A 26,384-nucleotide genomic window follows, 5' to 3' on the forward strand; every position below is an offset into this window, starting at 1 on the left:
CAACGCGCCTTGAATCGGTGCATTCCCTCGCGACCCTGCCCTTGCGAACGGGAAGAACGCCAACAAACACGGGACCTGAGCGACTTGGCACAACCACTGCATTACCCTTTTCAACAGACATAAAGCGCAGGCTTCAACGACGAAGGCTGCTCTTCCCGAGAGAACGGGACCAGGACAAAGGCGTCCTCGCTAGGCAACTAGCGGGACGCCTTTTTTTGTTTGCGCAAAATTTGTCGAGCATGGCCTGAACCCTGATGAGGCAGGCCTGAGCTCCCCGGAGAACCTGATGAAAAAACTAAAACTGGTGATGATCGGCAACGGCATGGCCGGGGTCCGGACCCTGGAAGAACTGCTCAAGCTGAGCACAGAGCTGTACGACATCACGGTCTTCGGCGCCGAACCGCACACCAACTACAATCGCATCCTGTTGTCGCCGGTGCTGGCGGGCGAACAGACCTTCGAAGAGATCGTGCTCAACGATCTGGACTGGTACCTGGACAACAACATCAAACTGCTGCTCAACCGCAAAGTGGTGGAGATCGACCGGGTCAAGCGCCGGGTCATTGCCGAAGACGGCAGTGAAGCCGAATACGATCGCCTGCTGATCGCCACCGGCTCGACGCCATTCATCCTGCCCATTCCCGGCAACACCCTCGAGGGCGTGATCGGCTACCGCGACATCGCCGATACCCAGGCCATGATCGACACCGCGAAAACCTACCGGCACGCCGTGGTGATCGGCGGCGGTCTGCTCGGCCTGGAGGCCGCCAACGGCCTGATGCTGCGGGGCATGCACGTCACCGTGGTGCATATCGGCGAGTGGCTGCTGGAGCGGCAACTGGACAAGACCAGCGGCCAGTTGCTGCAAACCGCCCTGGAGTCTCGCGGCCTGCATTTCCGTCTGTGCGAGCAGACCCAGGCCTTGCACGACGCGGGCAATGGCCGGGTCGGCTCGGTGCAATTCAAGAACGGCGACATCATCCCCGCTGACCTGGTGGTGATGGCTGCCGGCATTCGCCCCAATACCGAACTGGCGGAGAAATCCGGCATTCCGTGCAACCGCGGGATTCTGGTCAACGACACCCTGCAAACCTATGACCCGCGGATCTACGCCATCGGCGAGTGTGCCAGCCACCGCGGCATCGCCTATGGCCTGGTGGCGCCGCTGTTCGAGCAGGCCAAAGTCTGCGCCAACCACCTCGCCCAACTCGGTTTTGCCACCTACAAGGGGTCGGTGACTTCGACCAAGCTGAAGGTCACCGGCATCGATCTGTTTTCCGCCGGCGACTTCATGGGCGGTGAAGGCACCGAGACCATCACCCTCTCGGACCCGATTGGCGGGGTCTACAAGAAACTGGTGATCAAGGACGACGTGCTGGTCGGCGCTTGCCTGTATGGCGATACGGCCGACGGCGGCTGGTATTTCCGGCAGATCCGTGAAAACCACGCCATCAGTGAGATCCGCGATCATCTGATGTTTGGCGAAAATGCTTTGGGCGACGTAGGGCACCAGGGCCAGGACAAAGCCATGAGCATGGTCGATACGGCCGAAGTCTGCGGCTGCAACGGCGTGTGCAAAGGCACCATCGTCAAGGCCATTCAGGAACACGGGCTGTTCAGTGTCGACGAAGTGAAGAAGCACACCAAGGCTGCCAGCTCCTGCGGTTCGTGCGCGGGTTTGGTGGAGCAGATCCTGATCAACACGGTGGGCGGCGCCGCCGACGTCAAACCGAAAAGCGAAAAGGCCATCTGCGGCTGCAGCGACCTCAACCACGGGCAAATCCGCCAGGCCATCCGCGAGCAGCACCTGCTGACCATCGCCGGCACCCTGAGCTACTTGAACTGGCGCACACCCAACGGCTGCGCCACCTGCCGGCCCGCGCTCAATTACTACCTGATCTCCACCTGGCCGGGGGAAGCCAAGGATGATCCGCAATCGCGCCTGATCAACGAACGTGCCCACGCCAACATTCAGAAAGATGGCACCTACTCGGTAGTCCCGCGGATGTGGGGTGGCGTGACCAATCCTTCGGAGCTGCGGCGCATCGCCGACGTTGCCGACAAGTACAACGTGCCGATGGTCAAGGTCACCGGCGGCCAGCGCATCGACTTGCTGGGGATCAAGAAGCAGGACTTGCCGGGCGTCTGGAAAGACCTCGACATGCCGTCCGGCCATGCCTACGGCAAATCCATCCGCACCGTGAAGACCTGCGTCGGCAGCGAATTCTGCCGCTTTGGCACGCAGAACTCCACGCAGTTGGGCATAGAGCTGGAGCACGACCTGTTCAACATGTGGTCGCCGCACAAAGTGAAACTGGCTGTCTCCGGTTGCCCGCGCAACTGCTCGGAAGCGGGCATCAAGGACGTAGGCATCATCGGCGTCGATTCCGGCTGGGAGATGTACATCGGCGGCAACGGCGGGATCAAGACCGAAGTCGCGGAATTCTTCGTCAAACTGAAAACCGCCGAAGAAGTCCGCGAATACAACGGCGCATTCCTGCAGCTCTATCGCGAGGAAGCCTTTTACCTCGAACGCACCGTGCACTACCTGCAACGAGTCGGCATGGACCACATCAAGAAAGCAGTGCTGGAAGACCCGCAGCGGCGCAAGGCGCTCAATGATCGCCTGCAGTTCTCCCTGTCGTTCGAACAGGACCCGTGGAAGGAGCGCCTGGAACAGCCACAGCTGAAAAAAGAATTCGACGTCATCCCCGTGAAAAACCTGGAGGTGCTGGCATGAACTGGCTGGATATCTGCGCACTGGATGAAATCAATGCCCTGGGCTCGCGGATCGTTGCCGGCCCTAAAGGCGACATCGCGATTTTTCGTACCAGCGACGATGAAGTGTTCGCCCTCGACGACCGTTGCCCGCACAAGGGCGGACCGCTGTCCCAAGGTTTGATCTACGGCAAACGCGTGGCCTGCCCACTGCACAACTGGCAAATCGACCTGCAAAGCGGCGAAGCCCTGGCCCCGGACGTCGGTTGCGCCCACCACCATCCGGCGCGGGTCGAAAATGGCCGAGTGATGCTAGCCCTGCGGGACGCAGGCTGATGGACCGCCAGATCACCGCGTCCACCTGCTGCTATTGCGGGGTCGGCTGCGGCGTGCTGATCGAGCATGACGGCGAGCGCATCCTCGGCGTCAGCGGCGATCCGGCGCACCCGGCCAATTTCGGCAAGTTGTGCAGCAAGGGATCAACCCTGCATTTGACCGGCGACTTGACGGCAAGGGCGCTGTACCCGGAACTGCGCCTGGGCAAAGGCCTGGCGCGCAGCCGCACCGACTGGGATACCGCGCTTGATCACGCCGCCAGCGTTTTCGCCCAAACCATTGCCGAGCATGGCCCGGACAGCGTGGCGTTCTACATTTCCGGGCAATTGCTGACCGAGGACTACTACGTCTTCAACAAACTGGCTCGGGCGCTGGTGGGCACCAACAACATCGACAGCAATTCGCGGCTGTGCATGTCGTCGGCGGTGGTCGGCTACAAGCGCAGCCTGGGCGCCGACGCCCCGCCATGCAGCTATGAAGACCTGGAATTGAGCGATTGCGTGATGATCGTCGGCAGTAACATGGCCTACGCCCACCCGGTACTGTTTCGCCGACTGGAAGAAGCCAAATCCCGTCGACCGCAGATGAAAGTCATCGTCATTGACCCACGTCGGACAGACACCTGCGATCTGGCTGACCTGCACCTGGCGATTTTGCCCGGCACCGATGTCGCCTTGTTCCATGGGATTTTGCATCTGCTGCTGTGGGAAGACTGGATCGACCGTGACTTCATCAAGGACCATACCGAAGGCTTGCCCGAGCTGAAGAAACTGGTGCGCGATTACACACCGCAGATGGTGTCGCAGCTCTGCGGCATCAGCGTCGGGCAATTGCAGCAATGTGCCGAGTGGATCGGCACATCACCGTCTTTCCTGTCGCTGTGGTGCATGGGGTTGAACCAGTCCACCGCCGGCAGCGCGAAAAACAGTGCTCTGATCAATCTGCACCTGGCTACCGGGCAGATTGGCCGTCCGGGTGCAGGTCCTTTCTCGTTGACCGGTCAGCCGAATGCCATGGGCGGGCGGGAAACCGGAAGCCTGTCCAACCTGCTGCCGGGCCATCGAGACGCCGCCAACCCTGAGCACCGTGCCGATGTGGCCACTTACTGGGGTGTTGATCAACTGCCTGAAAACCCGGGGCTGACTGCCATCGAGTTGTTTGAGCAGGTGGGCAGCGGCAAGATCAAAGCCTTGTGGATTGCCTGCACCAACCCCGCGCAGTCTCTTCCCGATCAGGCTGCCGTGCGCGCGGCACTGGAGGCCTGCCCGTTTGTTGTGTTGCAGGAGGCCTTTCGCACCACTGAAACCGCCAGGTTTGCCGACCTGTTGTTGCCCGCCGCCAGTTGGGGCGAAAAGGACGGCACGGTGACCAACTCCGAACGGCGTATTTCCCACGTCCGCCGCGCGATCGTCGCACCGGGTGAAGCGCGTCCGGACTGGACGATCACGGTGGATTTCGCACAGCGCCTGGAAAAACATCTGCGCCCGAAAGCCACCAGCCTGTTTGCCTTTGACACCCCGGCGCAGGTCTTCGACGAATACAAACAGCTGACGCGGGGCCGGGATCTTGATTTGTCCGGGATCAGCCACGGCTTGATCGACAGCATCGGCCCGCAGCAATGGCCCTTTCCTGCGGGGTCCAGCGCAGGCACCGCCCGCCTCTATCTCGACGGCATTTTCCCGACTTCCAGCGGACGCGCGCAGTTCGTGGCCGATCCGTATCGCGCCGCCAAGGAACAACGGGATGCGCGCTTCCCGCTGACGCTGATCACCGGTCGTCTGCGCGATCAGTGGCACGGCATGAGCCGCACCGGCACCGCCGCGCAGTTGTTCGGCCATGTCAGTGAAGCCGTGTTGAGCCTGCACCCGGATGAGCTGCGCCGGCATCGCCTGCAAACGGGTGATTTGATCAGCCTGAAAAGCCGCCGCGGCGCGTTGATCGTGCCGGTCGCCAGTGACGACAGCGTGCGTCCGGGCCAAGCCTTCTTGCCGATGCATTTTGGTGACCGTTTTCTCAAGGGGGGTGTGAACAGCCTCACCCTGCCCGCCTTCGACCCGTTGTCGAAACAACCGGAGCTCAAACACAGCGGCGTGCGCCTGGAACCGGTGCAATTGCCTTGGCACCTTTTCGCGCTGATAGAGGGCGATGTCCAACAACACTTTGAGACTCTACGCCCCCTCTGCGAGGCGTTTTCCTACGTCAGCCTTAGCCTGACCGGTCGTGAGCGCCCTGCGCTGCTGATACGCGCTGCCAGCGCCACGGCGCCAGATCCGCAACTGCTGCGCGATATCGATCAATGCCTGGGGCTGAACGACGGACCGGTGCTGGCCTACGACGACCCACGACGCTCCATCGGTAAGCGGGTGCGGATCGAGAACGGCCGGATCACCGCAATCCGCCTGGCGGGTGAAACCCTCGCCCGGCACTGGCTGCAAAACCTCTGGCTCGAAGGTCGCGCCGATGAACAGCTAAGGCGCTGGCTGCTCGCGCCACTGAGTGCCCCTCCGGGCCAGGTTGACGCCGAAGCGATCGGTAACAAAACCCTGTGCAACTGCAAAAACGTCAGCCAAAACGCGGTCTGCGCCGGCATCCGCCGCGGCCTGGACTTGCCGGGGTTGAAACAAGAATTGGGTTGCGGCACGCAATGCGGCTCCTGCGTCCCGGAAATCAAGCGTTTGTTGGCCGCCACCGCGCAGCCGCAAGCCGCCATCTCGTGAGGAAAACACTATGAGCGCAAAAGTCTGGCTGGTGGGTGCAGGTCCCGGTGATCCTGAATTACTGACCCTCAAAGCTGTTCGGGCGTTGAGAGAGGCGCATGTAGTGCTGATCGACGATCTGGTCAACGACGCGGTGCTGGAGCACTGCCCCGGCGCGCGGATAATTCCGGTAGGCAAGCGCGGCGGCTGCCGTTCAACGCCGCAAGCCTTTATCCATCGCCTGATGTTGCGGTATGCCCGTCAGGGCAAATGCGTAGTGCGGCTCAAGGGTGGCGACCCATGCATCTTCGGGCGTGGCGGTGAAGAAGCGCAGTGGTTGCGCGAGCGTGGTGTCGAGGTTGAGCTGGTCAATGGCATCACCGCCGGCCTGGCGGGCGCGACGCAATGCGATATTCCCTTGACCCTGCGCGGCGTGGCACGAGGGGTAACGCTGGTGACCGCCCACACTCAGGATGACAGCAGCCTGAACTGGCAAGCGCTGGCCCAAGGCGGCACGACACTGGTGATCTACATGGGGGTGGCGAAGCTCAGCGAGATCCGTGAGCAACTGCTGGCGGGCGCAATGGCGGCAGATACGCCGGTGGCAATGATTGAAAATGCATCGTTGCCGCATCAACGGGAATGTCGAAGCAACCTGATGGCAATGGAGGACGATGCCTGTGCCTTCGAGTTGAAAAGCCCGGCAATCCTGGTGATCGGTGCTGTGGCGGCCTGTGATGAGATCAAAAGATCGCAGCCTTCGGCAGCTCCTACACGGGTTCGGCATTTATCCCTGTAGGAGCTGCCGCAGGCTGCGATCCTATAGAAGCAACGCAAAACCAATGCTGAAACCCAAATCGCAGACAAAGAAAAGCCCGGCCTGAGCCGGGCTTTTCTCGGAGCTGTGGGCTAATTACTTAGCTTGAGCTTCAACCTGCGCTTCTACGCGACGGTTAACAGCGCGACCAGCTTCAGTTTTGTTGTCAGCAACTGGGCGGGATTCGCCGTAGCCAACGGACTGAACGCGGGACGATTCAACACCGTACTGGTTGGTCAGAACTTGCTTAACGGCGTTTGCACGACGCTCGGACAGTTTCTGGTTGTAAGCGTCAGGACCGACGGAGTCAGTGTGACCTTCAACAGTAGTGGTGGTGGATGGGTACTGCTTCATGAAGTCAGCCAGGTTCTTGATGTCGCCGTAGCTGTTTGGCTTGACTACCGACTTGTCGAAGTCGAACTTCACGTCCAGCTCTACACGAACGACTTCAGCAACAGCTGGGCAGCCATCAGCGTCAACAGTGACGTTGGCCGGGGTGTCCGGGCACTTGTCAACGTTGTCGCAAACGCCGTCGTTGTCGCTGTCGGAGCAGACTTCTGGTGCTGGAACCGGAGCAGCAGCAGGCTTGTTGCCGCCACCGAAGTTCACACCCAGACCTACGGACGGGATGTAGTCCCAACGGCCGTTGTCCAGCTTGTAGTCAGCTTCTACGCCAGCACGAGCGTAGACGTTTTCGAGGAAGTAGTACTTCAGGCCAGCGCCAGCAGTCAGGAAAGTCGACTGGTCACGACCGGTGTGGCCGTCAGCAGCAACGTTGGTCAGGCTACCGTGCTTGACACCACCTTGAACGTAAGGACGCAGAGCGTCGCCAGCGTTGTTGAAGTGGTACTGAGCGTTCAGACCGAACTGGTCGCCCTCGATTTTCTGGTTGCCGGTGTTGTTGTTCGAACGGGTGTAGTCATCGTTGTTGTAGGTGAAGTTCAACGATACGTCGTCGGTCAAGAAGTAACCGATGGAGGCGCCAGGAGTGTAGCCGTCTTCAACGTTGTTAACGCTGTCGTTGTACTTCTTCCCGTAGTTGAGCTCGCCTTCAACTGCGCCTTGGCCTTGTGCCAATGCGCCGAACGAAGTAGCGGCAATAAGAGTACCAATGGCCAAGCCCAAGGTGTTTTTCAGTTTCATCCGTTAAATCCCCATCTGGTGATTGTGAAGCAGTCCCGCAAACCGGGGGACAACTCGGCGGCAAGTCTAACAGAACTTGCCTACACGTAAGAGATATTTGCGCTGAACTAAGTTTCAGCAATGCCTGCAAATTTCTCACGCAATTTATCTAGAGCGCGTTTGTACCGCATTTTTGTTGCACTCAAACCCATATGCATGATGTCTGCGATCTCCTGAAACTCCAGCTCTGCGACAAAACGTAGCACCAGAATTTCCCGGTCAATCGGGTTCACATACACTAACCAGCGATCAAGTCCACCCTTTTCCTCAGGTTTCGGCGCCTTTTCTTCGGACGCCTCCTCGAGGGGGTCAAGACTCAATGCGTCCATCAAGCGACGCTTTCGCCGTTCCTTTCGATACTGTGTGATGCACTCGTTGTACGTGATGCTATATAGCCACGTCTTGAACTTCGATTTGCCCTCGAAGTTCTTCAGGCCATACAACACCTTCAACATGACCTCCTGACAGACATCGTCTGCATCGCGATCGTTCCCGAGATATCTTGCGCACACGTTAAATAATGTTCGCTGGTAACGCCGCATCAGTTCTTCGTAAGCGCGTGTTACGTGAAACAGCTCGGTATGCGAGCGCGCGACCAACTCCTCATCAGAGAGCTCGCGGGGGTCGTAGCGCATGGAGAGCGATTGAGCTTTATTCAAAACAAGTCGGGCCGACAGTCAGGTCAATATCCTCCGCAGCCAGCGTCAGCTGGCATTTTGCGGCGGCATACATTAGCAGGGTTTGCCGGGTTAGCGGCTACTCACATGCTGCTCGAGGAGGATCCGATTGGAAAGAGAGACTAGCTCACCCTCATCGGTCAGCAATGTGGTTTTAACCGTGCCGATCTCTTCGATCTGGCCTTCGACCTCGCCAACACGCACTTGTTGCCCAACCTGGTACAGCTCACGCACGTAGATTCCCGCAAGAATCTGGCCGGCAATTTCCCGGCTTCCCAACCCCATGGCCAGCGCTACCGCCAGACCAACGGTTATCAACACAATCACGATCACGTGGTTCAGCAGGTCGGTCTTGACCTCCAACTGGCTGATCGCCACCGAAATACTGATGATGATCACCAGGCCCTGGGCAATTCGTCCAAGCCCTGAAGCATAGTCCAGACCCACGCCTTCTGCCGCTCCGCGCACCAGCCCGTTGGCCAGTTGCGCCAGCAAAACACCTACCAGCAACACCAGCGCCGCACCGAATACCTTCGGCAAATACAGCGCAAGCATATCCAGCGTAGCTGATACTCGCTCAAGTCCAAGGGATTCTGCGGCAGAAACCAGAAAAATAAGCAGAACGAACCAATAGACGATCTTGCCGATCAGGGTCGAAATGGGAACCTGCAGGCCGGCGCGGGACATCAGCTTGGTCAGGCCGGTGCCGCCCATCAAGCGGTCCAGGCCCAGTTTGGCGAGCAATTTGGAAAGCAGGGTGTCCAGCAGTTTGGCTACGACAAAACCCAACAGCAGCACAACCAGTGCGCCGAACAGGTTTGGAATGAAGTTCGCAACCTTGGTCCACAACGCAGTCATTGCAGTGACGAGGCTCTGTGTCCAGAGATCAAGTTCCATATTCAATCAGCCTTATCAGCAGTGCGGGCAGCAGGTTTACGAAGACGGGATACCGGCGAGACATGGGCCGATCCGTTATTCAGGGCAATCATCAGTGCGGGCAACCAACGCCCCAGCAGACTGAACAAATCACCGGCGCCGACCTGGCGGTTGGCGGTTTTCAGCACACGCCCCAGACACGCATCGTCGTCCCGGGTGGACGGTGAGGCGTTGAGCATGTCGCGCAAAGACTGTTCAAACGGATCGTGCATACGCACCTCTCGTGATGTCTGTGGGAGACGCGGTCAGTTTTGGTCGGGTCACATGCTTTCCCTCAGACCCAGCGCAAACGTCGGAATAACCACCATTGCCCCAGCGCCACCGAGACCATCATCAGGCAGGCGACCAGAAAGCCGTAAGGGCTGGCAGAGAATGGAATACCACCGACGTTGATCCCCAAAAGCCCGGTCAGAAAACTCATCGGCAAAAAGATCCCGGTGATGATGCCAAAGCGATACATCGTGCGATTCATGCGCACGCTCAACCGACGGTCTTCCGCCTCAAGGACCAGCCCCACCCGCTCCCGGGTCAGTTCCAGCTCCTCGAGGTAGCGGGTCAGGCTGTTGTTCAATTCGTTCCAGTAATCACCATCGTCCTCGACGAACCAGGGCAATTTGATCCGCGTCAACTGACCGAAAATATCCCGCTGCGGAGCGAGAAAACGCTTCAACGCGGCAGCCCTGCGACGGATCTGCAATACGGCGCCGTGTTCCGGCGCATACCGTTCGTCGGCATCGAGCTTTTCTTCTTCCTCATCGACCACTTCCGAGAGGTCGCTGACCAGATCCTGCACCTTGTTGGTGAGGTACTGCGCCATATACAGAATGAGTTCCGAGGCGGTTTTCGGCCCCTTGCCCTCAGACAGTTGCACCAGCAACTCGTCAGTGGCACGCAACGGACGCAAACGCAGGGAAATGACACGCTGGGCAGAACCGAAGATCCGCACTGACACCATGTCTTCCGGCTCGGCACCGGGGTTCAGATTGACCCCGCGCAAAAATAGCAGCAGTTCGCTGTCCGAAAGCTGTAAAAGTCGCGGACGGGTGTTTTCTTCGAGTAACAGATCACAGCTGAATTCGCTCAGACCGCTGGATTTGCGTAGCCAGGTCTGGGTTTGCGGATGACTGCGATCCCAGTGCAACCACAGGCTTTCATGGGCCTGCAGCTGCAAGTCGTCAAGTTCAGTCCGGGCAATCGAACGCGCACCGCCTCTACCGTCCAGCACCAGGGCATGCACCAGCCCCCATTGCGCGTTTTCTTCCTCGAACATCCGCACTCCTGTGGTCTGCAGCCGTTTTTATTCAGGCATTTTCAGCGGGCTGGGCGAGATGATCACGCCGTTGTTGTCCGCATAGATGTAATGGCCCGGATGGAAGGTCACGCCGGCGAAGGTCACGGCAACGTTGAGATCGCCGATACCGCGCTTGTCGGTTTTCATCGGGTGGCTGGCCAGCGCCTGAACCCCCAGATCGGTTTGCGCGATGACGTCGACGTCACGGATGCAACCATAGATCACCAGGCCTTCCCAGCCATTGCTGGAGGCTTTCTCGGCGAGCATGTCACCCAGCAGCGCGCGGCGCAGGGAACCGCCGCCATCGACCACCAGAACCTTGCCATTGCCCTTGAGCTCGACTTGCTCCTTGACCAGCGAGTTGTCTTCGAAGCACTTGATGGTCACGATTTCGCCGCCGAAGGAATCACGGCCGCCGAAATTGCTGAACATCGGTTCCAGCACCTGCACCAGTTCCGGATAGGCGTCGCACAGGTCAGGCGTGAGGTAATGGATCATCGAGAAACTCCTGTAAAGAGGAAGACAGCACGAACATCAGTGATGACTCAGTCACGCAAAGTGACCGGAACAGCTCAATGCGTCATATCTTAGCCGCAAGCCGACCGGAGCGAAATGCCCTTGTTAGAGCATCAGGCTCAAACCGCCGCGGCCAAATCCCCTTGCCCACCCAGCAAGGGTGTCTGCTGATCCGCCAGCCAGCGGGTCACCAATGGCCACACTTCGGCCTGGGCAGGTTTGCTGACAAGCATTTCAACGTGACCGAAATTGTCGTTGAAACCCTGATCACGACCCAGATTGATAAATTGCTTGTGCTCGGAACCGAACTGTTCGAACAGCTTGCGGCACGCCCACGCAGGGTCCTGATGATCACCCGCTGCACTCACGGCGAGCACCGGCAACCTGACCTCGGCCAAACCGGCCCACCAGTCTTTATCGGCATCGCCAAAGCGCCCGAACAGACCGAACCAGCGCATGCTTTCCAGGGCCAGGCCAATCGGCTCGTCCTCCGGGCCGCGCTTGAGCCTTGCGCCGGACAACTGGGCAAAACGCTTGAGAATGAAGCGACTGCTCCACTCCACCGGCGGAATTTTCAATGGCCAGTAGGTGCGGCTGACTTGTGTACCGAAAAAAGCCGCTGAGGCCACCACCGGCTCACCGATGTACTCGCCACCCAGCGCTGCGGCCAGTGTAGTACCGCCCAGCGAGTGACCGATCCAGTGCGGCACCTGCCCGCTCTGTTCGCGCACGAACGCACCAATGGCCGGCAGGTCATAGCGTGCGTAGTCGGCGACCCGGTTCTTGCGGTAGTCGTGGTTACGCTGGGACAGGCCATGGCCGCGCATTTCCGGAATCCAGACGTCGAACCCCAAGCGGGCCAGATAGGCGCCCAACCCCAGGCCCTTGGGAGAGAACCAGAACCGGCGATTGGAAAAGCTGCCGTGCAGCAGGATCACCGGCACACCACGGGATGACGACTCATCGGCCATGCCAAGGCGTGTCACAGCCAGTTCGACGGTGAAGTCGGGGCTGTTACCGGGTTTCAAACGATACACATCTTCGCTCAGATCGCCGCGCCGTTCGGCGCTGATCAGGGCGACAGGAAATAGGTTGCTGCTGCTTTGCATAATCTCTTGCACAAAAAAGGGCGGCATCCGGAGGAGCCCGCCCTGCTTGAATCTCTAAAAGACCGCTCCCCTGTGGGAGCGAGCCCTGCTCGCGAAGAACTTCAGGACACCGCGTTTATCCAGGATAAACGCGTGATCGTTGACGTCCATCGCGAGCAGGCTCGCTCCTACAAAGGTATGTGAGCGGTCCGTTCACACGGGATCAAGCCTGCGCCTGACCCTCAGCCAGGAAGAACCAGGTTTCCAATACGGAGTCCGGGTTCAACGAAACGCTTTCAATGCCCTGCTCCATCAGCCACTTGGCCAGGTCCGGGTGGTCCGAAGGCCCCTGACCGCAGATGCCGATGTACTTGCCGGCCTTGTTGCAGGCGGCAATGGCGTTGGCCAGCAGCTTCTTGACCGCCGGATTACGCTCGTCGAACAGGTGCGCGATGATACCGGAATCGCGGTCCAGGCCCAGGGTCAACTGAGTCAGGTCGTTGGAGCCGATGGAGAAACCGTCGAAGAACTCGAGGAATTCTTCGGCCAGGATGGCGTTGGACGGCAGTTCGCACATCATGATCACGCGCAGGCCGTTTTCGCCACGGGCCAGACCGTTTTCCGCCAGCAGATCGACCACCTGGCTCGCTTCACCCAGGGTACGAACGAACGGCACCATGATTTCGACGTTGGTCAGGCCCATCTCGTTGCGCACGCGCTTGAGGGCGCGGCATTCGAGTTCGAAGCAGTCGCGGAACGATTCGCTGATGTAACGCGAAGCACCGCGGAAGCCCAGCATCGGGTTCTCTTCTTCCGGCTCGTACAGCTTGCCACCGATCAGGTTGGCGTATTCGTTGGACTTGAAGTCCGACAGACGCACGATGACCTTCTTCGGCCAGAACGCAGCCGCCAGGGTGCTGATGCCTTCGACCAGTTTCTCGACGTAGAAGCCGACCGGGTCGTTGTAACCGGCAATGCGCTTGTCGACGCTTTCCTTGATGTCCAGCGGCAGACCGTCGTAGTTCAGCAGTGCTTTAGGGTGCACGCCGATCATGCGGTTGATGATGAACTCCAGGCGAGCCAGGCCCACGCCGGCGTTCGGCAATTGCGCGAAGTCGAAAGCGCGGTCCGGGTTGCCGACGTTCATCATGATCTTGAACGGCAGCTCCGGCATGGCATCCACGGAGTTCTTCTTGATGTCGAAGCCCAGTTCGCCTTCGAAGATGAAACCGGTGTCGCCTTCAGCGCAGGAAACGGTCACGCCCTGGCCGTCTTTCAACAGCTGGGTGGCGTTGCCGCAACCGACTACCGCTGGGATGCCCAGCTCACGGGCGATGATCGCCGCGTGGCAGGTACGTCCACCACGGTTGGTGACGATGGCGCTGGCGCGTTTCATGACCGGTTCCCAGTCCGGGTCGGTCATGTCGGACACCAGTACGTCGCCTGGCTGGACCTTGTCCATCTCGGACACGTCCTTGATGATGCGGACCTTGCCGGCGCCGATGCGCTGGCCGATGGCGCGGCCTTCAACCAGCACGGTACCGGTTTCTTTCAACAGGTAACGTTCCATGACGTTGGCCTGGGTGCGGCTCTTCACGGTTTCCGGACGGGCCTGCACGATGTACAGCTTGCCGTCGTCACCGTCCTTGGCCCACTCGATGTCCATCGGGCACTGGTAGTGCTTCTCGATGATCATCGCCTGCTTGGCCAGCTCGCTGACTTCAGCGTCGGTCAGGCAGAAGCGTGCGCGCTCAGCCTTGTCCACGTCGACGGTCTTGACCGAACGACCGGCCTTGGCCTCGTCGCCGTAGATCATCTTGATGGCCTTGCTGCCCAGGTTGCGGCGCAGGATGGCCGGACGACCGGCGGCCAGCGTGCCCTTGTGGACGTAGAACTCATCCGGGTTCACCGCGCCTTGAACGACGGTTTCACCCAGGCCGTAGGCGCCGGTGATGAACACCACGTCACGGAAGCCCGATTCGGTATCGAGGGTGAACATCACGCCGGCGGTGCCGGTTTCGGAGCGGACCATGCGCTGCACGCCGGCCGACAGGGCGACCAGCTTGTGGTCGAAGCCCTGGTGCACGCGGTAGGAAATGGCGCGGTCGTTGAACAGCGAGGCGAACACCTCTTTGGCGGCGCGAATGACGTTTTCGACACCACGAATGTTCAGGAAGGTTTCCTGCTGACCGGCGAAGGACGCGTCCGGCAGGTCTTCGGCGGTAGCGGAAGAACGCACGGCCACGGCCACGTCAGGGTTGCCGGCGGACAGCGTGGCGAACGCGGTACGGATTTCGGCATTCAGTTTTTCAGGGAACTCGGCTTCCATGATCCATTGACGGATCTGGGCACCGGTCTTGGCCAGGGCATTCACGTCATCGACGTCCAGGGCATCGAGCGCGTCGTGAATCTGCTGATTCAGGCCGCTCAGCTCCAGGAAATCACGATAAGCCTGAGCGGTCGTGGCGAAGCCGCCGGGCACCGATACACCGGCACCCGCAAGGTTGCTGATCATCTCGCCCAGGGATGCGTTCTTGCCCCCCACATGCTCAACATCGTGTTTGCCGAGCTTATCGAGGGAAACTACGTACTCTACCAAGGTGATCTCTCCACTAACTGTGTTGGAAAAGCTCAGAAACCGGCTGCTTAAATGAGCATTTGCCGGCTATATGGCCTGGACCTGGAAAATAAGTGAGAATGCGGGCCAATGGCGGCCGGCAAATCGCGCCTATCATATCCAAGATTCGTTACTAGCTTAAGGCCCAAGGTGCAAATGAAACGATCTGCTTTCTTTATCTCCGATGGTACCGGCATTACCGCCGAAACCCTGGGTCAAAGCCTTCTGGCGCAGTTCGAAAACATTACCTTCAGCAAGGTCACGCGGCCGTACATCGACAACGTGGACAAAGCGCGGGCCATGGTACAACAAATCAACAAAGCCGCCGAAACCGACGGCTTCCGTCCGATTATCTTCGACACCATCGTCAATCAGGACATTCGTGAGATTCTCGCCACCTCGAATGGTTTCATGATCGACATTTTCTCGACGTTCCTGGCACCGCTTGAACAGGAACTGACCGAGCATTCTTCCTACACCGTCGGCAAATCCCACTCCATCGGTGCCAACACCAATTACATGGAGCGTATCGAGGCCGTCAACTTCGCCCTCGACAACGACGACGGCGCCCGCACCCACTATTACGACAAGGCCGACCTGATACTAGTAGGCGTGTCGCGATGTGGTAAGACGCCGACGTGCCTGTACATGGCGATGCAGTTCGGTATCCGCGCGGCCAACTACCCGCTGACCGAAGACGACATGGAACGCCTGCAACTGCCAAACGCCCTGCGCGCCCACCAGCACAAGCTGTTCGGCCTGACCATCGACCCGGACCGCCTCACCGCGATTCGCAACGAGCGCAAACCCAACAGCCGCTATTCGAGCTACGCCCAGTGCGAGTTCGAGGTGCGCGAGGTCGAGAACCTGTTCCGCCGCGAAAACATTCCGCACATCAACTCCACGCATTTCTCCGTGGAAGAGATCTCCGCGAAGATTCTCGTGGAGAAGGGTGTGGAGCGGCGTTTCAAGTAAATTTCCCGGGCCTGTTCCGGCCCTATCGTGAGCAGGTTCGCTCCCACACTGGATTTGCGTCGCACACGAATACCGTGCTCATCGAAGATCAATTGTGGGAGCGAGCCTGCTCGCGAATTCGGCGTCACATTCAACATTGATGTCGTCTGATACTCCGCTATCGCGAGCAGGCTCGCTCCCACAGGGTTTAGTGGTGATTTCAGAGGCGCGTCAGAACGAATCCCCCGGCACCCGCACAAACCCTTCCATCAGTACCCGCGCACTGCGGCTCATGATCGCCTTGTTCACGGTCCATTCACCATTGACCAGGCTGGCCTCGGCGCCGACGCGCAGGGTGCCGGACGGGTGTCCGAAGCGCACTGCGTTGCGTTCGATACCGCCTGCCGCGAGGTTCACCAGGGTGCCGGAGATCGCTGCAGCCGTACCGATCGCCACGGCCGCCGTGCCCATCATCGCGTGGTGCAACTTGCCCATGGACAACGCACGCACCAGCAGGTCGACATCGCCTGCGGCAATCGCCTTGCCGCTGGACGCCACGTAGTCCGCCGGCTTGGCCACGAAGGCGACTTTCGGTGTGTGTTGGCGCTTGGCCGCTTCGTCGATGTTGGCAATCAGGCCCATGCGCAATGCGCCGTAAGCACGAATGGTCTCGAACATCAGCAAGGCTTTCGGGTCGCCGTTGATCGCGCCCTGCAACTCGGTGCCCTTGTAGCCGATGTCTTCGGCATTGACGAAAATCGTCGGGATGCCGGCGTTGATCATGGTCGCCTTGAAGGTGCCGACGCCTGGCACTTCCAGGTCATCGACAAGGTTGCCGGTGGGGAACATCGAACCGCCGCCGCCCTCTTCTTCCGCTGCCGGATCGAGGAACTCGATCTGCACTTCGGCCGCCGGGAAGGTCACGCCGTCGAGTTCGAAATCGCCGGTCTCCTGCACTTCACCATTGGTGATCGGCACATGGGCGATGATGGTCTTGCCAATGTTGGCCTGCCACACGCGAACCACGGCTACGCCGTTATGCGGGATGCGGCTGGCGTCCACCAGGCCGTTGCTGACCGCGAACGAACCGACCGCCGCCGACAGATTGCCGCAGTTGCCGCTCCAGTCGACGAAGGGCTTATCGATGGACACCTGACCGAACAGGTAATCGACGTCGTGATCGGCCTTGGTGCTTTTCGACAGGATCACGGTTTTGCTGGTGCTGGAGGTTGCGCCGCCCATGCCGTCGATTTGTTTGTCGTACGGGTCTGGGCTGCCGATCACGCGCAGCAGCAACGCGTCGCGGGCCGGGCCCGGGACCTGTGCCGCTTCAGGCAGGTCTTTGAGACTGAAGAACACGCCTTTGCTGGTGCCGCCGCGCATGTAAGTGGCTGGAATCTTGATTTGAGCTGCGTGAGCCATGGTGCTCGTTACTCCTGATCTGAAAGCAGACACGGGACTTGAAGTCCCGTGTCTGTGTTGCGTGCGTTAAACGGCAACCGCCGACTCTTCGAGGAAGTCCTGGGCGAAGCGTTGCAACACGCCGCCGGCCTCGTAGATCGACACTTCTTCGGCGGTGTCGAGGCGGCAGGTCACCGGCACATCGACGCGCTCCCCGTTCTTGCGATGGATCACCAGCGTCAGCTCGGCGCGCGGCGTGCGATCGCCGATCACGTCGTAGGTTTCGCTGCCGTCGATGGCCAGGGTGTGACGGTTGGTGCCCGGCTTGAACTCCAGCGGCAACACGCCCATGCCCACCAGGTTGGTGCGGTGAATGCGCTCGAAACCTTCGGCGGCAATCGCCTCCACACCCGCCAGACGCACGCCCTTGGCCGCCCAGTCGCGGGACGAACCCTGACCGTAGTCGGCACCGGCGATGATGATCAGCGGCTGCTTGCGATCCATGTAGGTTTCGATGGCTTCCCACATGCGCATCACTTTGCCTTCCGGCTCGACACGGGCCAGCGAACCCTGCTTGACCTTGCCGTTTTCCAGAACCATTTCGTTGAACAGTTTCGGGTTGGCAAAGGTGGCGCGCTGCGCGGTCAGGTGGTCACCGCGGTGAGTCGCGTAAGAGTTGAAGTCCTCTTCCGGCAGGCCCATTTTCGCCAGGTATTCGCCGGCGGCGCTGTCCATCATGATCGCGTTGGACGGCGACAGGTGATCGGTGGTGATGTTGTCCGGCAGCACCGCCAACGGGCGCATGCCCTTGAGCGGACGGGCACCGGCCAGCGCACCTTCCCAGTACGGCGGACGGCGGATGTAGGTGCTCATTTCACGCCACTCGTACAGCGGCGCGACTTTCGGGCCGGTGTCTTCGTGGATGGCGAACATCGGGATGTACACCTGGCGGAACTGCTCCGGTTTCACCGACGCCTTGACCACCGCGTCGATTTCTTCGTCGCTCGGCCAGATGTCTTTCAGGCGGATTTCCTTGCCATCCACCACACCCAGCACGTCTTTTTCGATGTCGAAACGGATGGTGCCGGCAATCGCATACGCAACCACCAATGGCGGTGATGCGAGGAACGCTTGCTTGGCGTACGGGTGAATCCGGCCGTCGAAGTTACGGTTGCCGGACAACACCGCAGTGGCGTACAGGTCGCGGTCGATGATCTCTTGCTGGATCACCGGGTCCAGTGCGCCGGACATGCCGTTGCACGTGGTGCAGGCGAAAGCCACGACGCCGAAGCCGAGCTTGTCCAGCTCTTCGGTCAGGCCGGCTTCATCGAGGTACAGCGCCACGGTTTTCGAACCCGGTGCCAGGGACGACTTGACCCAAGGTTTGCGGGTCAGGCCGAGCTTGTTGGCGTTGCGCGCCAGCAGGCCGGCGGCGATCACGTTGCGCGGGTTGCTGGTGTTGGTGCAGCTGGTGATGGCGGCGATGATCACCGCGCCATCCGGCATTTGCCCCGGCACATCGTCCCACTGACCAGAGATGCCTTTGGCGGCCAGGTCCGAAACCGCCACACGGGCGTGCGGGTTGCTCGGGCCAGCCATGTTGCGCACGACCGAGGACAGATCGAAAGTCAGGCCGCGCTCGTACTGCGCGCCTTTGAGGCTGTCAGCCCACAGGCCGACCTGCTTGGCGTAGTTCTCGACCAACTGCACCTGCTCGTCTTCACGGCCGGTGAGCTTGAGGTAGTCGATAGTCTGCTGGTCGATGTAGAACATTGCCGCAGTGGCGCCGTATTCCGGGGCCATGTTGGAGATGGTTGCGCGGTCGCCGAGGGTCAGCGCGGAGGCGCCTTCGCCGAAGAACTCCAGCCACGCACCAACGACTTTTTGCTTGCGCAGGAACTCGGTCAGCGCCAGCACCATGTCGGTGGCGGTGATGCCCGGTTGCAGCTTGCCGGTCAGTTCGACGCCAACGCTTTCCGGCAGACGCATCCACGATGCGCGGCCGAGCATTACGCTTTCGGCTTCGAGACCACCGACACCGATGGCGATCACGCCCAACGCATCGACGTGCGGGGTGTGGCTGTCGGTACCGACGCAGGTATCAGGGAAGGCCACGCCGTCGCGCACCTGGATCACCGGAGACATTTTCTCCAGGTTGATCTGGTGCATGATGCCGTTGCCCGGCGGGATCACGTCGACGTTCTTGAACGCCTTCTTGGTCCAGTTGATGAAGTGGAAGCGGTCTTCGTTGCGACGGTCTTCGATGGCGCGGTTCTTCTCGAACGCGTCCGGATCAAAGCCACCACGCTCGACGGCCAGGGAGTGGTCGACGATCAGTTGGGTCGGCACCACCGGGTTGACTTGCGCCGGGTCACCGCCTTGCAGGGCGATGGCGTCACGCAGGCCGGCGAGGTCGACCAGCGCGGTCTGGCCGAGAATGTCGTGGCACACCACGCGGGCCGGGAACCACGGGAAATCGAGGTCGCGCTTGCGCTCGATGAATTGCTTCAGGGATTCGGTGAGCGTGGCCGGGTCGCAGCGACGCACAAGGTTTTCCGCCAGCACACGAGAGGTGTACGGCAGGGTGTCGTAGGCGCCAGGCTGGATCGCCTCGACCGCTGCGCGGACATCGAAGTAATCCAGGTGGCTGCCAGGCAGCGGTTTACGGAATTGTGTGTTCATCGTCAGGACTCGGTCACGGTAGTTACAAAAGGTGGGGCCTGGCACAGTTTGCGAGTTGAGCGCGGACCTCTGTAGGAGCTGCCGCAGGCTGCGATCTTTTGATCTTCAAAAAGCAACATCAAAAGATCGCAGCCTGCGGCAGCTCCTACAGGGTCACCGGCTCATTCAGTGACCTGTGTAGGCATTCCCACCATTCAGCGCTGTTCGATTGGCACGAACTTGCGCTGTTCAACGCCGGTGTATTCGGCGCTTGGACGGATGATGCGGTTGTTGGCGCGTTGTTCGTACACGTGTGCAGCCCAGCCGGTCAGGCGCGAGCAGACGAAGATCGGTGTGAACAACTTGGTCGGGATGCCCATGAAGTGGTACGCCGAGGCATGGTAGAAGTCGGCGTTCGGGAACAGCTTCTTCTGCTCCCACATGGTCTTGTCGATGGCTTCGGAGACCGGGAACAACACCTTGTCGCCCACTTCGTCGGCGAGCTTTTTCGACCAGCCCTTGATCACCTCGTTGCGCGGATCGTTGTCCTTATAGATCGCGTGGCCGAAGCCCATGATCTTGTCCTTGCGCTCGAGCATGCCGAGGGTGCCTTTGATCGCGTCTTCCGGCGACGAGAAACGCTCGATCATTTCCATCGCCGCTTCGTTGGCGCCGCCATGCAGCGGGCCGCGCAGCGAGCCAATGGCCGCGGTGATGCACGAATACAGGTCGGACAGGGTCGATGCGCAAACACGTGCGGTGAAAGTCGACGCGTTGAACTCGTGCTCCGCGTAGAGGATCAGCGAAACGTTCATCACCTTGACGTGCAGCTCGCTTGGTTTCTTGCCGTGCAGCAGGTGCAGGAAGTGGCCGCCGATGGACTGCTCGTCGCTGACGCAATCGATGCGCTTGCCTTCGTGGCTGAAGCGATACCAGTAAGTCATGATCGCCGGGAACGCAGCCAGCAGGCGGTCGGTCTTGTCGTGCTGCTCGGAGAAGTTGTTCTCCGGCTCGAGGTTGCCCAGGAACGAGCAGCCCGTGCGCATCACGTCCATCGGGTGGGCGTCGGCGGGGATGCGCTCGAGCACTTCTTTCAGCGCTTGCGGCAGGTCACGCAGCTTGCTCAGCTTGGTGATGTAGGCGTTCAGTTGCGCCTTGCTCGGCAGCTCGCCGTACAGCAGCAGGTACGCAACTTCTTCGAACTGTGCGTCAGCCGCCAGTTCACGTACGTCATAACCACGATAGGTCAGACCGGCACCCGACTGGCCCACGGTGGACAGTGCGGTTTGCCCGGCTACCTGGCCACGGAGCCCGGCGCCACTGAGTACTTTTGCTTCGGCCATTGCTGTCTCCAGTTTTCTTGAATTTTTTAGGGGAAACTCATTGCTCTTCTGTGGGAGCGAGCCTGCTCGCGATGGTGGACGGCACACCGCGGGGTATCAGGCTTCCCGCGTCATCGTTGACGTCTATCGCGAGCAGGCTCGCTCCTACAGGTACAGGGTGTTCATTACTTCTTCGCGGCAAACAACGCATCGAGCTTCTGCTCGAAGGTGTGGTAGTCGATGCGATCGTAAAGCTCCATGCGAGTCTGCATGGTGTCGATGACATTCGCCTGCGTCCCATCGCGGCGCAGTGCGGTGTAGACGTTTTCCGCGGCCTTGTTCATGGCGCGGAAGGCCGACAGCGGGTACAGCACCAGCGACACGTCGACAGCGGCGAGTTGCTCGGTGGTGTACAGCGGGGTCGCGCCGAATTCGGTGATGTTGGCCAGGATCGGCGCTTTCACGCGGCTGGCGAACAGTTTGTACATCTCAAGTTCGGTGATGGCTTCCGGGAAAATCATGTCGGCGCCGGCTTCGATGCAGGCAGCGGCGCGATCCAGGGCAGACTCCAGGCCTTCCACCGCCAGGGCGTCGGTACGGGCCATGATCACGAAGCTGTCATCGGTACGCGCATCGACGGCGGCCTTGATGCGGTCGACCATTTCCTGCTGGGTCACGATTTCCTTATTAGGACGGTGACCGCAGCGCTTGGCGCCAACCTGATCTTCGATATGAATCGCCGCCGCGCCAAACTTGATCATCGACTTGACGGTACGAGCGACGTTGAACGCCGAGGAACCGAAGCCGGTGTCCACGTCCACCAGCAATGGCAGATCGCAGACGTCGGTGATACGGCGCACGTCGGTCAGCACGTCATCCAGGCCGGTGATGCCCAGGTCAGGCAAGCCGAGGGAGCCGGCAGCCACCCCGCCACCCGACAGGTAGATCGCCTTGAAACCGGCGCGCTTGGCCAGCAGCGCATGGTTGGCATTGATTGCGCCGACCACTTGCAGTGGATGTTCGCTGGCGACCGCATCGCGGAAACGCTGGCCTGGTGTGCTCTTGTTCAAACTCATGACTCACCTCGTTTGGCTGTCGGGTTGACGCCGTCCTGGTAATGACGGGCGATATTGCGTTTGGAGGCGCCGATGTGACGGCGCATCAACAACTCGGCCAGCTCACCGTCACGGTCGGCGATGGCATCGAGAATGCGGTGGTGCTCGGCGAAAGCCTGGTGCGGGCGATTGGGCGTGGTGGAAAACTGGATGCGGTACATGCGCACCAATTGATAGAGCTCGCCGCAGAGCATTTGGGTCAGCGTGCGGTTGCCGCTGCCCTGGATGATTCGGTAATGGAAGTCGAAATCGCCTTCCTGCTGGTAGTAGCCCCGACCTGCCTGGAATGCCTCGTCACGTTCATGGGTTTCCAGGACCCGACGCAGCTCGTCGATTTCTTCGAGGCTCATGCGCTCGGCGGCCAGGCGACAGGCCATGCCTTCCAGGGATTCACGGATTTCGTAGAGTTCAAGCAGCTCGGCATGATTGAGCGACACCACCCGCGCCCCGACATGCGGCACGCGTACCAGCAGGCGCTGGCCTTCCAGGCGATGGATGGCCTCGCGCAACGGACCACGGCTGATGCCGTAGGTACGCGCCAGCTCCGGCTCGGAGATTTTGCTGCCCGGCGCGATCTCGCCTTTGACGATAGCCGCCTGAATGCGGCGGAAGACGTTCTCGGAAAGTGTCTCCGTATCGTCTTGCGTAGAAACCGGGGGATCGAGTTGATCCAGCATATTGTCGACACCTTGTGAGCCAATGCCGCAAAAACTAACGAATACCGGGAGCGCAGTCAAAGGATAAATCGATATTGTCGACAATCTTCTGATAACCGGTTGCACCATAACGAAGCAACCTGCTGGTTTATAGCCACCGGCCAGCGCTGGCGCCATCAAACCACCGTGCTAGAATGCCGCCGCATTTGTTTGTCACATCTGCACTGCCTGTCATAAAGATCTGCCAGGCATACGAGGGAGCTTGCGCAGCGATGCCAGGGCCTTGAATCAAGTCGGACCGCTGCGCACCAGGATTTATGAGACTCAAGCCCTTCCCTGCCTTCCTTTATTTACTTTGCCTGCCCGGGTTCGCAATGGCCGGGGAAAAGACTGTGTATGGCCTCAATGAGTACGCATCGCTCAATGGCATCGACCTGGAAGTGGCGGCCAAACTCGACACCGGGGCGAAAACCGCTTCCCTGAGTGCACGGGATATCAAACGTTTCAAACGCAACGGCGAATCCTGGGTGCGGTTTTACCTGGCCATCGACGCCGCCCATTCGCACCCGATCGAACGCCCGCTGGCCCGTGTCAGCAAGATCAAGCGCCGGGCCGGCGACTACGACCCCGAGGAAGGCAAGAAGTACACCGCCCGCCCCGTGATCGAACTGGACATCTGCATGGGCTCGGCCCTGCGCAGCATCGAAGTGAACCTGACCGACCGCAGCGCGTTCCAATACCCGCTCCTGATTGGCTCCGAAGCGCTCAAGCGTTTCGATGCACTGGTTGACCCCAGCCTTAAATATGCTGCCGGCAAACCTGCCTGCACCACCGACGCTCATACCGCCGAGTAATTCAAATGCGCTCTCTTACCCTTCATCTGAAACTGCTGATCGCCATCCTGGTGGTGCTGGGCATTTCAGTTACGGCCTATCAGATCTTCGTGCTGGGCATCCCGGTGACTGAAGACGCCACTGACGACCTGTGGAACATCGACGCCAAGGTCGAGTTCGTCGCCAGTGCCAAGGATCCGGTCAAGATCCAGATGTTCGTGCCACCGCTGAGCCGCGACTTCGTCAGCCTCAACGAGAGCTTCATCTCCAATAATTACGGCGTGGCCGTGAACCGGGTCGACGGCAACCGCAAGGTCACCTGGTCGGCACGCCGGGCCAAAGGCAATCAGACGCTGTATTACCGCCTGGTGCTGACCAAGCGTTATTCCGGCGAGAAGGCCAAGATCAAAGGCCCGACCTTTCGCGACAGCATCACCATCGAAGGTCCGGAAAAAATCGCCGCCGAAGCCCTGCTCGCACCGATTCGCCAGCACTCGGCCGACGTCGAAACCTTCGTCGGCGAAGCCATCAAGCGGGTCAACAACCTCAACGACGACAACGTGAAACTGTTGCTGGCCGGTGATCCATCCACCGCGCACAAGGCGAAAACCGTCGAGCTGCTGCTGTCCATCGCCCACGTGCCGATCGAGAAGGTCCACACCATCCGCCTGGTGGCCGACCAGCCGCAAACACCGGAACTGTGGCTGCGCAGTTTCAATGGCACCGACTGGCTGTACTTCAACCCGGAAACCGGTGAGCAAGGGCTGCCGACCGACCGCCTGCTGTGGTGGACCGGCGACGAAAACCTGATCACCGTCGATGGCGGCAAGAAGGCCAACGTGACCTTCAGCCTGAACAACAGCGAAATGAACGCCATTCGCCTGGCCAAGCTGACCGACGAAAACACCGACGCCAACTTCCTCGAGTACTCGTTGTATGGCCTGCCACTGCAAACCCAGCAGACCTTCATGATCATGGTCATGATCCCGATCGGCGTGCTGGTGATCCTGATCCTGCGCAACCTGATCGGCATCCAGACCCTGGGCACCTTCACCCCGGTGCTGATCGCCCTGGCCTTCCGCGAAACCCAGCTCGGCTTCGGTATCGTGCTGTTTACCATCATCACGGCGCTGGGCCTGTCGCTGCGCTCCTATCTTGAACACTTGAAACTGCAGATGCTGCCGCGGCTGTCGGTGGTACTGACCTTCGTGGTGGTGCTGATTGCCGCGATCAGCCTGCTCAGCCATAAACTCGGCCTGGAACGCGGCTTGTCGGTCGCACTGTTCCCGATGGTGATCCTGACCATGACCATCGAACGCCTGTCGATCACCTGGGAAGAGCGCGGCGGTGGCCATGCCATGAAAGTGGCCATCGGCACGCTGTTCGCCGCGTCCCTGGCGCACCTGATCATGAGCGTGCCGGAACTGGTGTACTTCGTGTTCACCTTCCCGGCGATCCTGCTGATCCTGGTGGGCTTCATGCTGGCCATGGGTCGTTATCGCGGCTATCGCCTGACTGAACTGGTGCGCTTCAAGGCCTTCCTGAAAAAGGCTGACGCCTGATGTTCGGCTTCTGGAAGACCTGGAAGGCCCTGGAAGCCCGGGGCATCATGGGGATCAATCGGCGCAACGCAGACTACGTGCTCAAGTACAACAAGCGCAGCCTGTACCCGATCGTCGATGACAAGATCATCACCAAGGAGCGTGCCATCGCCGCCGGCATCCATGTGCCCGAGCTCTATGGCGTGATCTCCACCGAGAAGGAAATCGACAATCTCGAAGAGATCATCGGCGGTCGCAGTGACTTCGTGATCAAACCGGCCCAAGGCGCTGGCGGCGATGGCATCCTGGTCATCGCCGACCGCTTTGAAGGGCGTTATCGCACGGTATCCGGCCGGATCATCAGCCATGAGGAAATCGAACACCAGGTTTCCAGCATCCTGACCGGTCTTTACTCCCTGGGCGGTCACCGCGACCGGGCGCTGATCGAGTACCGCGTGATTCCGGACCAGATCTTCAAGAGCATCAGCTACGAAGGCGTGCCGGACATCCGCATCATTGTCTTGATGGGTTACCCGGTGATGGCCATGTTGCGCCTGCCGACGCGCCAGTCCAACGGCAAGGCCAACCTGCACCAGGGCGCCATCGGCGTCGGCGTGGACCTGGCCACCGGCCTGACCCTGCGCGGCACCTGGCTGAACAACATCATCAACAAACACCCGGACACCACCAACGCGGTGGATGGGGTTCAACTGCCCTACTGGGACGGCTTCATGAAACTTGCCGCTGGCTGTTATGAGCTGTGCGGGCTGGGCTACATCGGTGTCGACATGGTCCTGGACCAGGAAAAAGGCCCGCTGATCCTTGAACTCAACGCCCGGCCGGGGCTGAATATCCAGATTGCCAATGACTGCGGGCTGACGTTGCGTACTCATGCGGTCGAGGCGCGGCTGGAAGACTTGAAGGCCCGTGGCGTGACCGAAACGGTGGAAGAGCGCGTGGCGTTTGTGCAGGAGATGTTTGGGCATATTCCTGCGGTCGAGGGCTGATCGTCGCCCTGTAGGAGCTG

General features: G+C 60.1%; 21 protein-coding genes. 8 read left to right on the forward strand and 13 right to left on the reverse strand.

Annotated features, from left to right (window positions below; translation table 11 throughout):
• Nucleotides 1-286: 286 nt before the first annotated feature.
• Genes nirB through cobA form a run of 4 tightly spaced genes read left to right on the forward strand, consistent with a single transcriptional unit; the run spans nt 287 to nt 6,549 of the window.
• Nucleotides 287-2,740, forward strand: a complete 2,454-nt coding sequence (nirB, locus tag CD175_RS16870) for a nitrite reductase large subunit NirB (protein WP_104449768.1) — start codon at nt 287-289, stop codon at nt 2,738-2,740.
• Nucleotides 2,737-3,054 (forward strand): nitrite reductase small subunit NirD, encoded by a 318-nt coding sequence (gene nirD / locus CD175_RS16875; RefSeq protein ID WP_102698809.1) that lies wholly within the window; start codon nt 2,737-2,739, stop codon nt 3,052-3,054. The genes nirB and nirD overlap by 4 nt, the downstream gene beginning before the upstream one ends.
• Nucleotides 3,054-5,771: a nitrate reductase gene (locus CD175_RS16880; RefSeq protein ID WP_104449769.1), complete on the forward strand. Its 2,718-nt coding sequence runs from the start codon at nt 3,054-3,056 to the stop codon at nt 5,769-5,771. The genes nirD and CD175_RS16880 overlap by 1 nt, the downstream gene beginning before the upstream one ends.
• Nucleotides 5,772-5,781: 10 nt before the next feature.
• On the forward strand, nt 5,782-6,549 hold the full coding sequence (gene cobA / locus CD175_RS16885; RefSeq protein ID WP_104449770.1) for a uroporphyrinogen-III C-methyltransferase: 768 nt from the start codon (nt 5,782-5,784) through the stop codon (nt 6,547-6,549).
• Nucleotides 6,550-6,663: 114 nt separating this feature from the next.
• Here cobA and CD175_RS16890 read toward each other — a convergent pair whose 3' ends face one another.
• From CD175_RS16890 to ppsA, 8 genes are all read right to left on the reverse strand, one after another.
• Nucleotides 6,664-7,710 carry an OmpA family protein gene (locus CD175_RS16890; RefSeq protein WP_104449771.1) on the reverse strand — a complete coding sequence of 349 codons (1,047 nt, stop codon included), beginning with the start codon at nt 7,708-7,710 and terminating at the stop codon, nt 6,664-6,666.
• Between the two features lie 107 nt (nt 7,711-7,817).
• Complete coding sequence (gene sigX / locus CD175_RS16895; protein ID WP_075949123.1) at nt 7,818-8,408, reverse strand: RNA polymerase sigma factor SigX; 591 nt, start codon at nt 8,406-8,408, stop codon at nt 7,818-7,820.
• A 90-nt stretch (nt 8,409-8,498) separates the two neighbouring features.
• On the reverse strand, nt 8,499-9,323 hold the full coding sequence (locus CD175_RS16900) for a mechanosensitive ion channel family protein (protein ID WP_007916401.1): 825 nt from the start codon (nt 9,321-9,323) through the stop codon (nt 8,499-8,501).
• 2 nt (nt 9,324-9,325) lie between these two features.
• Nucleotides 9,326-9,574, reverse strand: coding sequence for a hypothetical protein (locus CD175_RS16905; RefSeq protein ID WP_007971509.1), 249 nt, complete (start codon nt 9,572-9,574; stop codon nt 9,326-9,328).
• A gap of 62 nt (nt 9,575-9,636) precedes the next feature.
• Complete coding sequence (locus CD175_RS16910; RefSeq protein WP_104449772.1) at nt 9,637-10,632, reverse strand: divalent cation transporter CmaX; 996 nt, start codon at nt 10,630-10,632, stop codon at nt 9,637-9,639.
• 27 nt (nt 10,633-10,659) lie between these two features.
• Complete coding sequence (gene rraA / locus CD175_RS16915; protein WP_173900792.1) at nt 10,660-11,148, reverse strand: ribonuclease E activity regulator RraA; 489 nt, start codon at nt 11,146-11,148, stop codon at nt 10,660-10,662.
• Between the two features lie 140 nt (nt 11,149-11,288).
• Nucleotides 11,289-12,278, reverse strand: a complete 990-nt coding sequence (locus CD175_RS16920) for an alpha/beta fold hydrolase (protein WP_104449773.1) — start codon at nt 12,276-12,278, stop codon at nt 11,289-11,291.
• A gap of 202 nt (nt 12,279-12,480) precedes the next feature.
• Nucleotides 12,481-14,856, reverse strand: a complete 2,376-nt coding sequence (ppsA, locus tag CD175_RS16925; protein WP_007971525.1) for a phosphoenolpyruvate synthase — start codon at nt 14,854-14,856, stop codon at nt 12,481-12,483.
• Nucleotides 14,857-15,030: 174 nt separating this feature from the next.
• Here ppsA and ppsR point away from each other — a divergent pair, with 174 nt between their 5' ends.
• The gene (gene ppsR / locus CD175_RS16935; protein ID WP_007971527.1) at nt 15,031-15,849 is read left to right on the forward strand and encodes a posphoenolpyruvate synthetase regulatory kinase/phosphorylase PpsR; all 819 of its coding nucleotides are present in this window, start codon (nt 15,031-15,033) and stop codon (nt 15,847-15,849) included.
• Between the two features lie 210 nt (nt 15,850-16,059).
• Here the strand turns inward: ppsR and prpF are convergent, their stop codons facing one another.
• The 5 genes from prpF to CD175_RS16960 all read right to left on the reverse strand — a co-directional run bounded on the left by prpF (nt 16,060) and on the right by CD175_RS16960 (nt 23,004).
• Nucleotides 16,060-17,250: a 2-methylaconitate cis-trans isomerase PrpF gene (prpF, locus tag CD175_RS16940; RefSeq protein ID WP_095965144.1), complete on the reverse strand. Its 1,191-nt coding sequence runs from the start codon at nt 17,248-17,250 to the stop codon at nt 16,060-16,062.
• A 66-nt stretch (nt 17,251-17,316) separates the two neighbouring features.
• Nucleotides 17,317-19,911, reverse strand: a complete 2,595-nt coding sequence (gene acnD / locus CD175_RS16945; protein ID WP_102698814.1) for a Fe/S-dependent 2-methylisocitrate dehydratase AcnD — start codon at nt 19,909-19,911, stop codon at nt 17,317-17,319.
• 194 nt (nt 19,912-20,105) lie between these two features.
• Nucleotides 20,106-21,233 (reverse strand): bifunctional 2-methylcitrate synthase/citrate synthase, encoded by a 1,128-nt coding sequence (prpC, locus tag CD175_RS16950; protein WP_046042905.1) that lies wholly within the window; start codon nt 21,231-21,233, stop codon nt 20,106-20,108.
• Nucleotides 21,234-21,397: 164 nt separating this feature from the next.
• Nucleotides 21,398-22,288, reverse strand: coding sequence for a methylisocitrate lyase (gene prpB / locus CD175_RS16955; protein ID WP_046816178.1), 891 nt, complete (start codon nt 22,286-22,288; stop codon nt 21,398-21,400).
• The gene (locus CD175_RS16960) at nt 22,285-23,004 is read right to left on the reverse strand and encodes a GntR family transcriptional regulator (RefSeq protein WP_007971537.1); all 720 of its coding nucleotides are present in this window, start codon (nt 23,002-23,004) and stop codon (nt 22,285-22,287) included. Before CD175_RS16960 ends, prpB begins: the two co-directional genes overlap by 4 nt.
• Nucleotides 23,005-23,300: 296 nt before the next feature.
• Between CD175_RS16960 and rloA the strand changes: the two genes are divergently transcribed.
• The 3 genes from rloA to CD175_RS16975 are packed head-to-tail and all read left to right on the forward strand — an operon-like array spanning nt 23,301 to nt 26,364.
• The gene (gene rloA, locus CD175_RS16965; RefSeq protein ID WP_085716837.1) at nt 23,301-23,837 is read left to right on the forward strand and encodes a retropepsin-like aspartic peptidase RloA; all 537 of its coding nucleotides are present in this window, start codon (nt 23,301-23,303) and stop codon (nt 23,835-23,837) included.
• 5 nt (nt 23,838-23,842) lie between these two features.
• Nucleotides 23,843-25,378, forward strand: coding sequence for an osmotic stress tolerance membrane protein RloB (gene rloB / locus CD175_RS16970; protein ID WP_104449774.1), 1,536 nt, complete (start codon nt 23,843-23,845; stop codon nt 25,376-25,378).
• Nucleotides 25,378-26,364 carry an alpha-L-glutamate ligase-like protein gene (locus CD175_RS16975; protein ID WP_104449775.1) on the forward strand — a complete coding sequence of 329 codons (987 nt, stop codon included), beginning with the start codon at nt 25,378-25,380 and terminating at the stop codon, nt 26,362-26,364. Before rloB ends, CD175_RS16975 begins: the two co-directional genes overlap by 1 nt.
• Nucleotides 26,365-26,384 lie beyond the last annotated feature (20 nt).

The organism is Pseudomonas laurylsulfatiphila (assembly GCF_002934665.1).
Classification (GTDB): Bacteria; Pseudomonadota; Gammaproteobacteria; order Pseudomonadales; family Pseudomonadaceae; genus Aquipseudomonas; species Aquipseudomonas laurylsulfatiphila.

Bases quoted from the DNA above. Each gene is read 5' to 3' on its own strand.
- nirB (WP_104449768.1), top strand. From the start codon at position 287: ATGAAAAAACTAAAACTGGTGATGATCGGCAACGGCATGGCCGGGGTC.
- nirD (WP_102698809.1), top strand. From the start codon at position 2,737: ATGAACTGGCTGGATATCTGCGCACTGGATGAAATCAATGCCCTGGGC.
- CD175_RS16880 (WP_104449769.1), top strand. From the start codon at position 3,054: ATGGACCGCCAGATCACCGCGTCCACCTGCTGCTATTGCGGGGTCGGC.
- cobA (WP_104449770.1), top strand. From the start codon at position 5,782: ATGAGCGCAAAAGTCTGGCTGGTGGGTGCAGGTCCCGGTGATCCTGAA.
- CD175_RS16890 (WP_104449771.1), bottom strand. From the start codon at position 7,710: ATGAAACTGAAAAACACCTTGGGCTTGGCCATTGGTACTCTTATTGCC.
- CD175_RS16900 (WP_007916401.1), bottom strand. From the start codon at position 9,323: ATGGAACTTGATCTCTGGACACAGAGCCTCGTCACTGCAATGACTGCG.
- CD175_RS16905 (WP_007971509.1), bottom strand. From the start codon at position 9,574: ATGCACGATCCGTTTGAACAGTCTTTGCGCGACATGCTCAACGCCTCA.
- CD175_RS16910 (WP_104449772.1), bottom strand. From the start codon at position 10,632: ATGTTCGAGGAAGAAAACGCGCAATGGGGGCTGGTGCATGCCCTGGTG.
- CD175_RS16920 (WP_104449773.1), bottom strand. From the start codon at position 12,278: ATGCAAAGCAGCAGCAACCTATTTCCTGTCGCCCTGATCAGCGCCGAA.
- ppsR (WP_007971527.1), top strand. From the start codon at position 15,031: ATGAAACGATCTGCTTTCTTTATCTCCGATGGTACCGGCATTACCGCC.
- prpF (WP_095965144.1), bottom strand. From the start codon at position 17,250: ATGGCTCACGCAGCTCAAATCAAGATTCCAGCCACTTACATGCGCGGC.
- acnD (WP_102698814.1), bottom strand. From the start codon at position 19,911: ATGAACACACAATTCCGTAAACCGCTGCCTGGCAGCCACCTGGATTAC.
- prpC (WP_046042905.1), bottom strand. From the start codon at position 21,233: ATGGCCGAAGCAAAAGTACTCAGTGGCGCCGGGCTCCGTGGCCAGGTA.
- prpB (WP_046816178.1), bottom strand. From the start codon at position 22,288: ATGAGTTTGAACAAGAGCACACCAGGCCAGCGTTTCCGCGATGCGGTC.
- CD175_RS16960 (WP_007971537.1), bottom strand. From the start codon at position 23,004: ATGCTGGATCAACTCGATCCCCCGGTTTCTACGCAAGACGATACGGAG.
- rloA (WP_085716837.1), top strand. From the start codon at position 23,301: ATGAGACTCAAGCCCTTCCCTGCCTTCCTTTATTTACTTTGCCTGCCC.
- rloB (WP_104449774.1), top strand. From the start codon at position 23,843: ATGCGCTCTCTTACCCTTCATCTGAAACTGCTGATCGCCATCCTGGTG.
- CD175_RS16975 (WP_104449775.1), top strand. From the start codon at position 25,378: ATGTTCGGCTTCTGGAAGACCTGGAAGGCCCTGGAAGCCCGGGGCATC.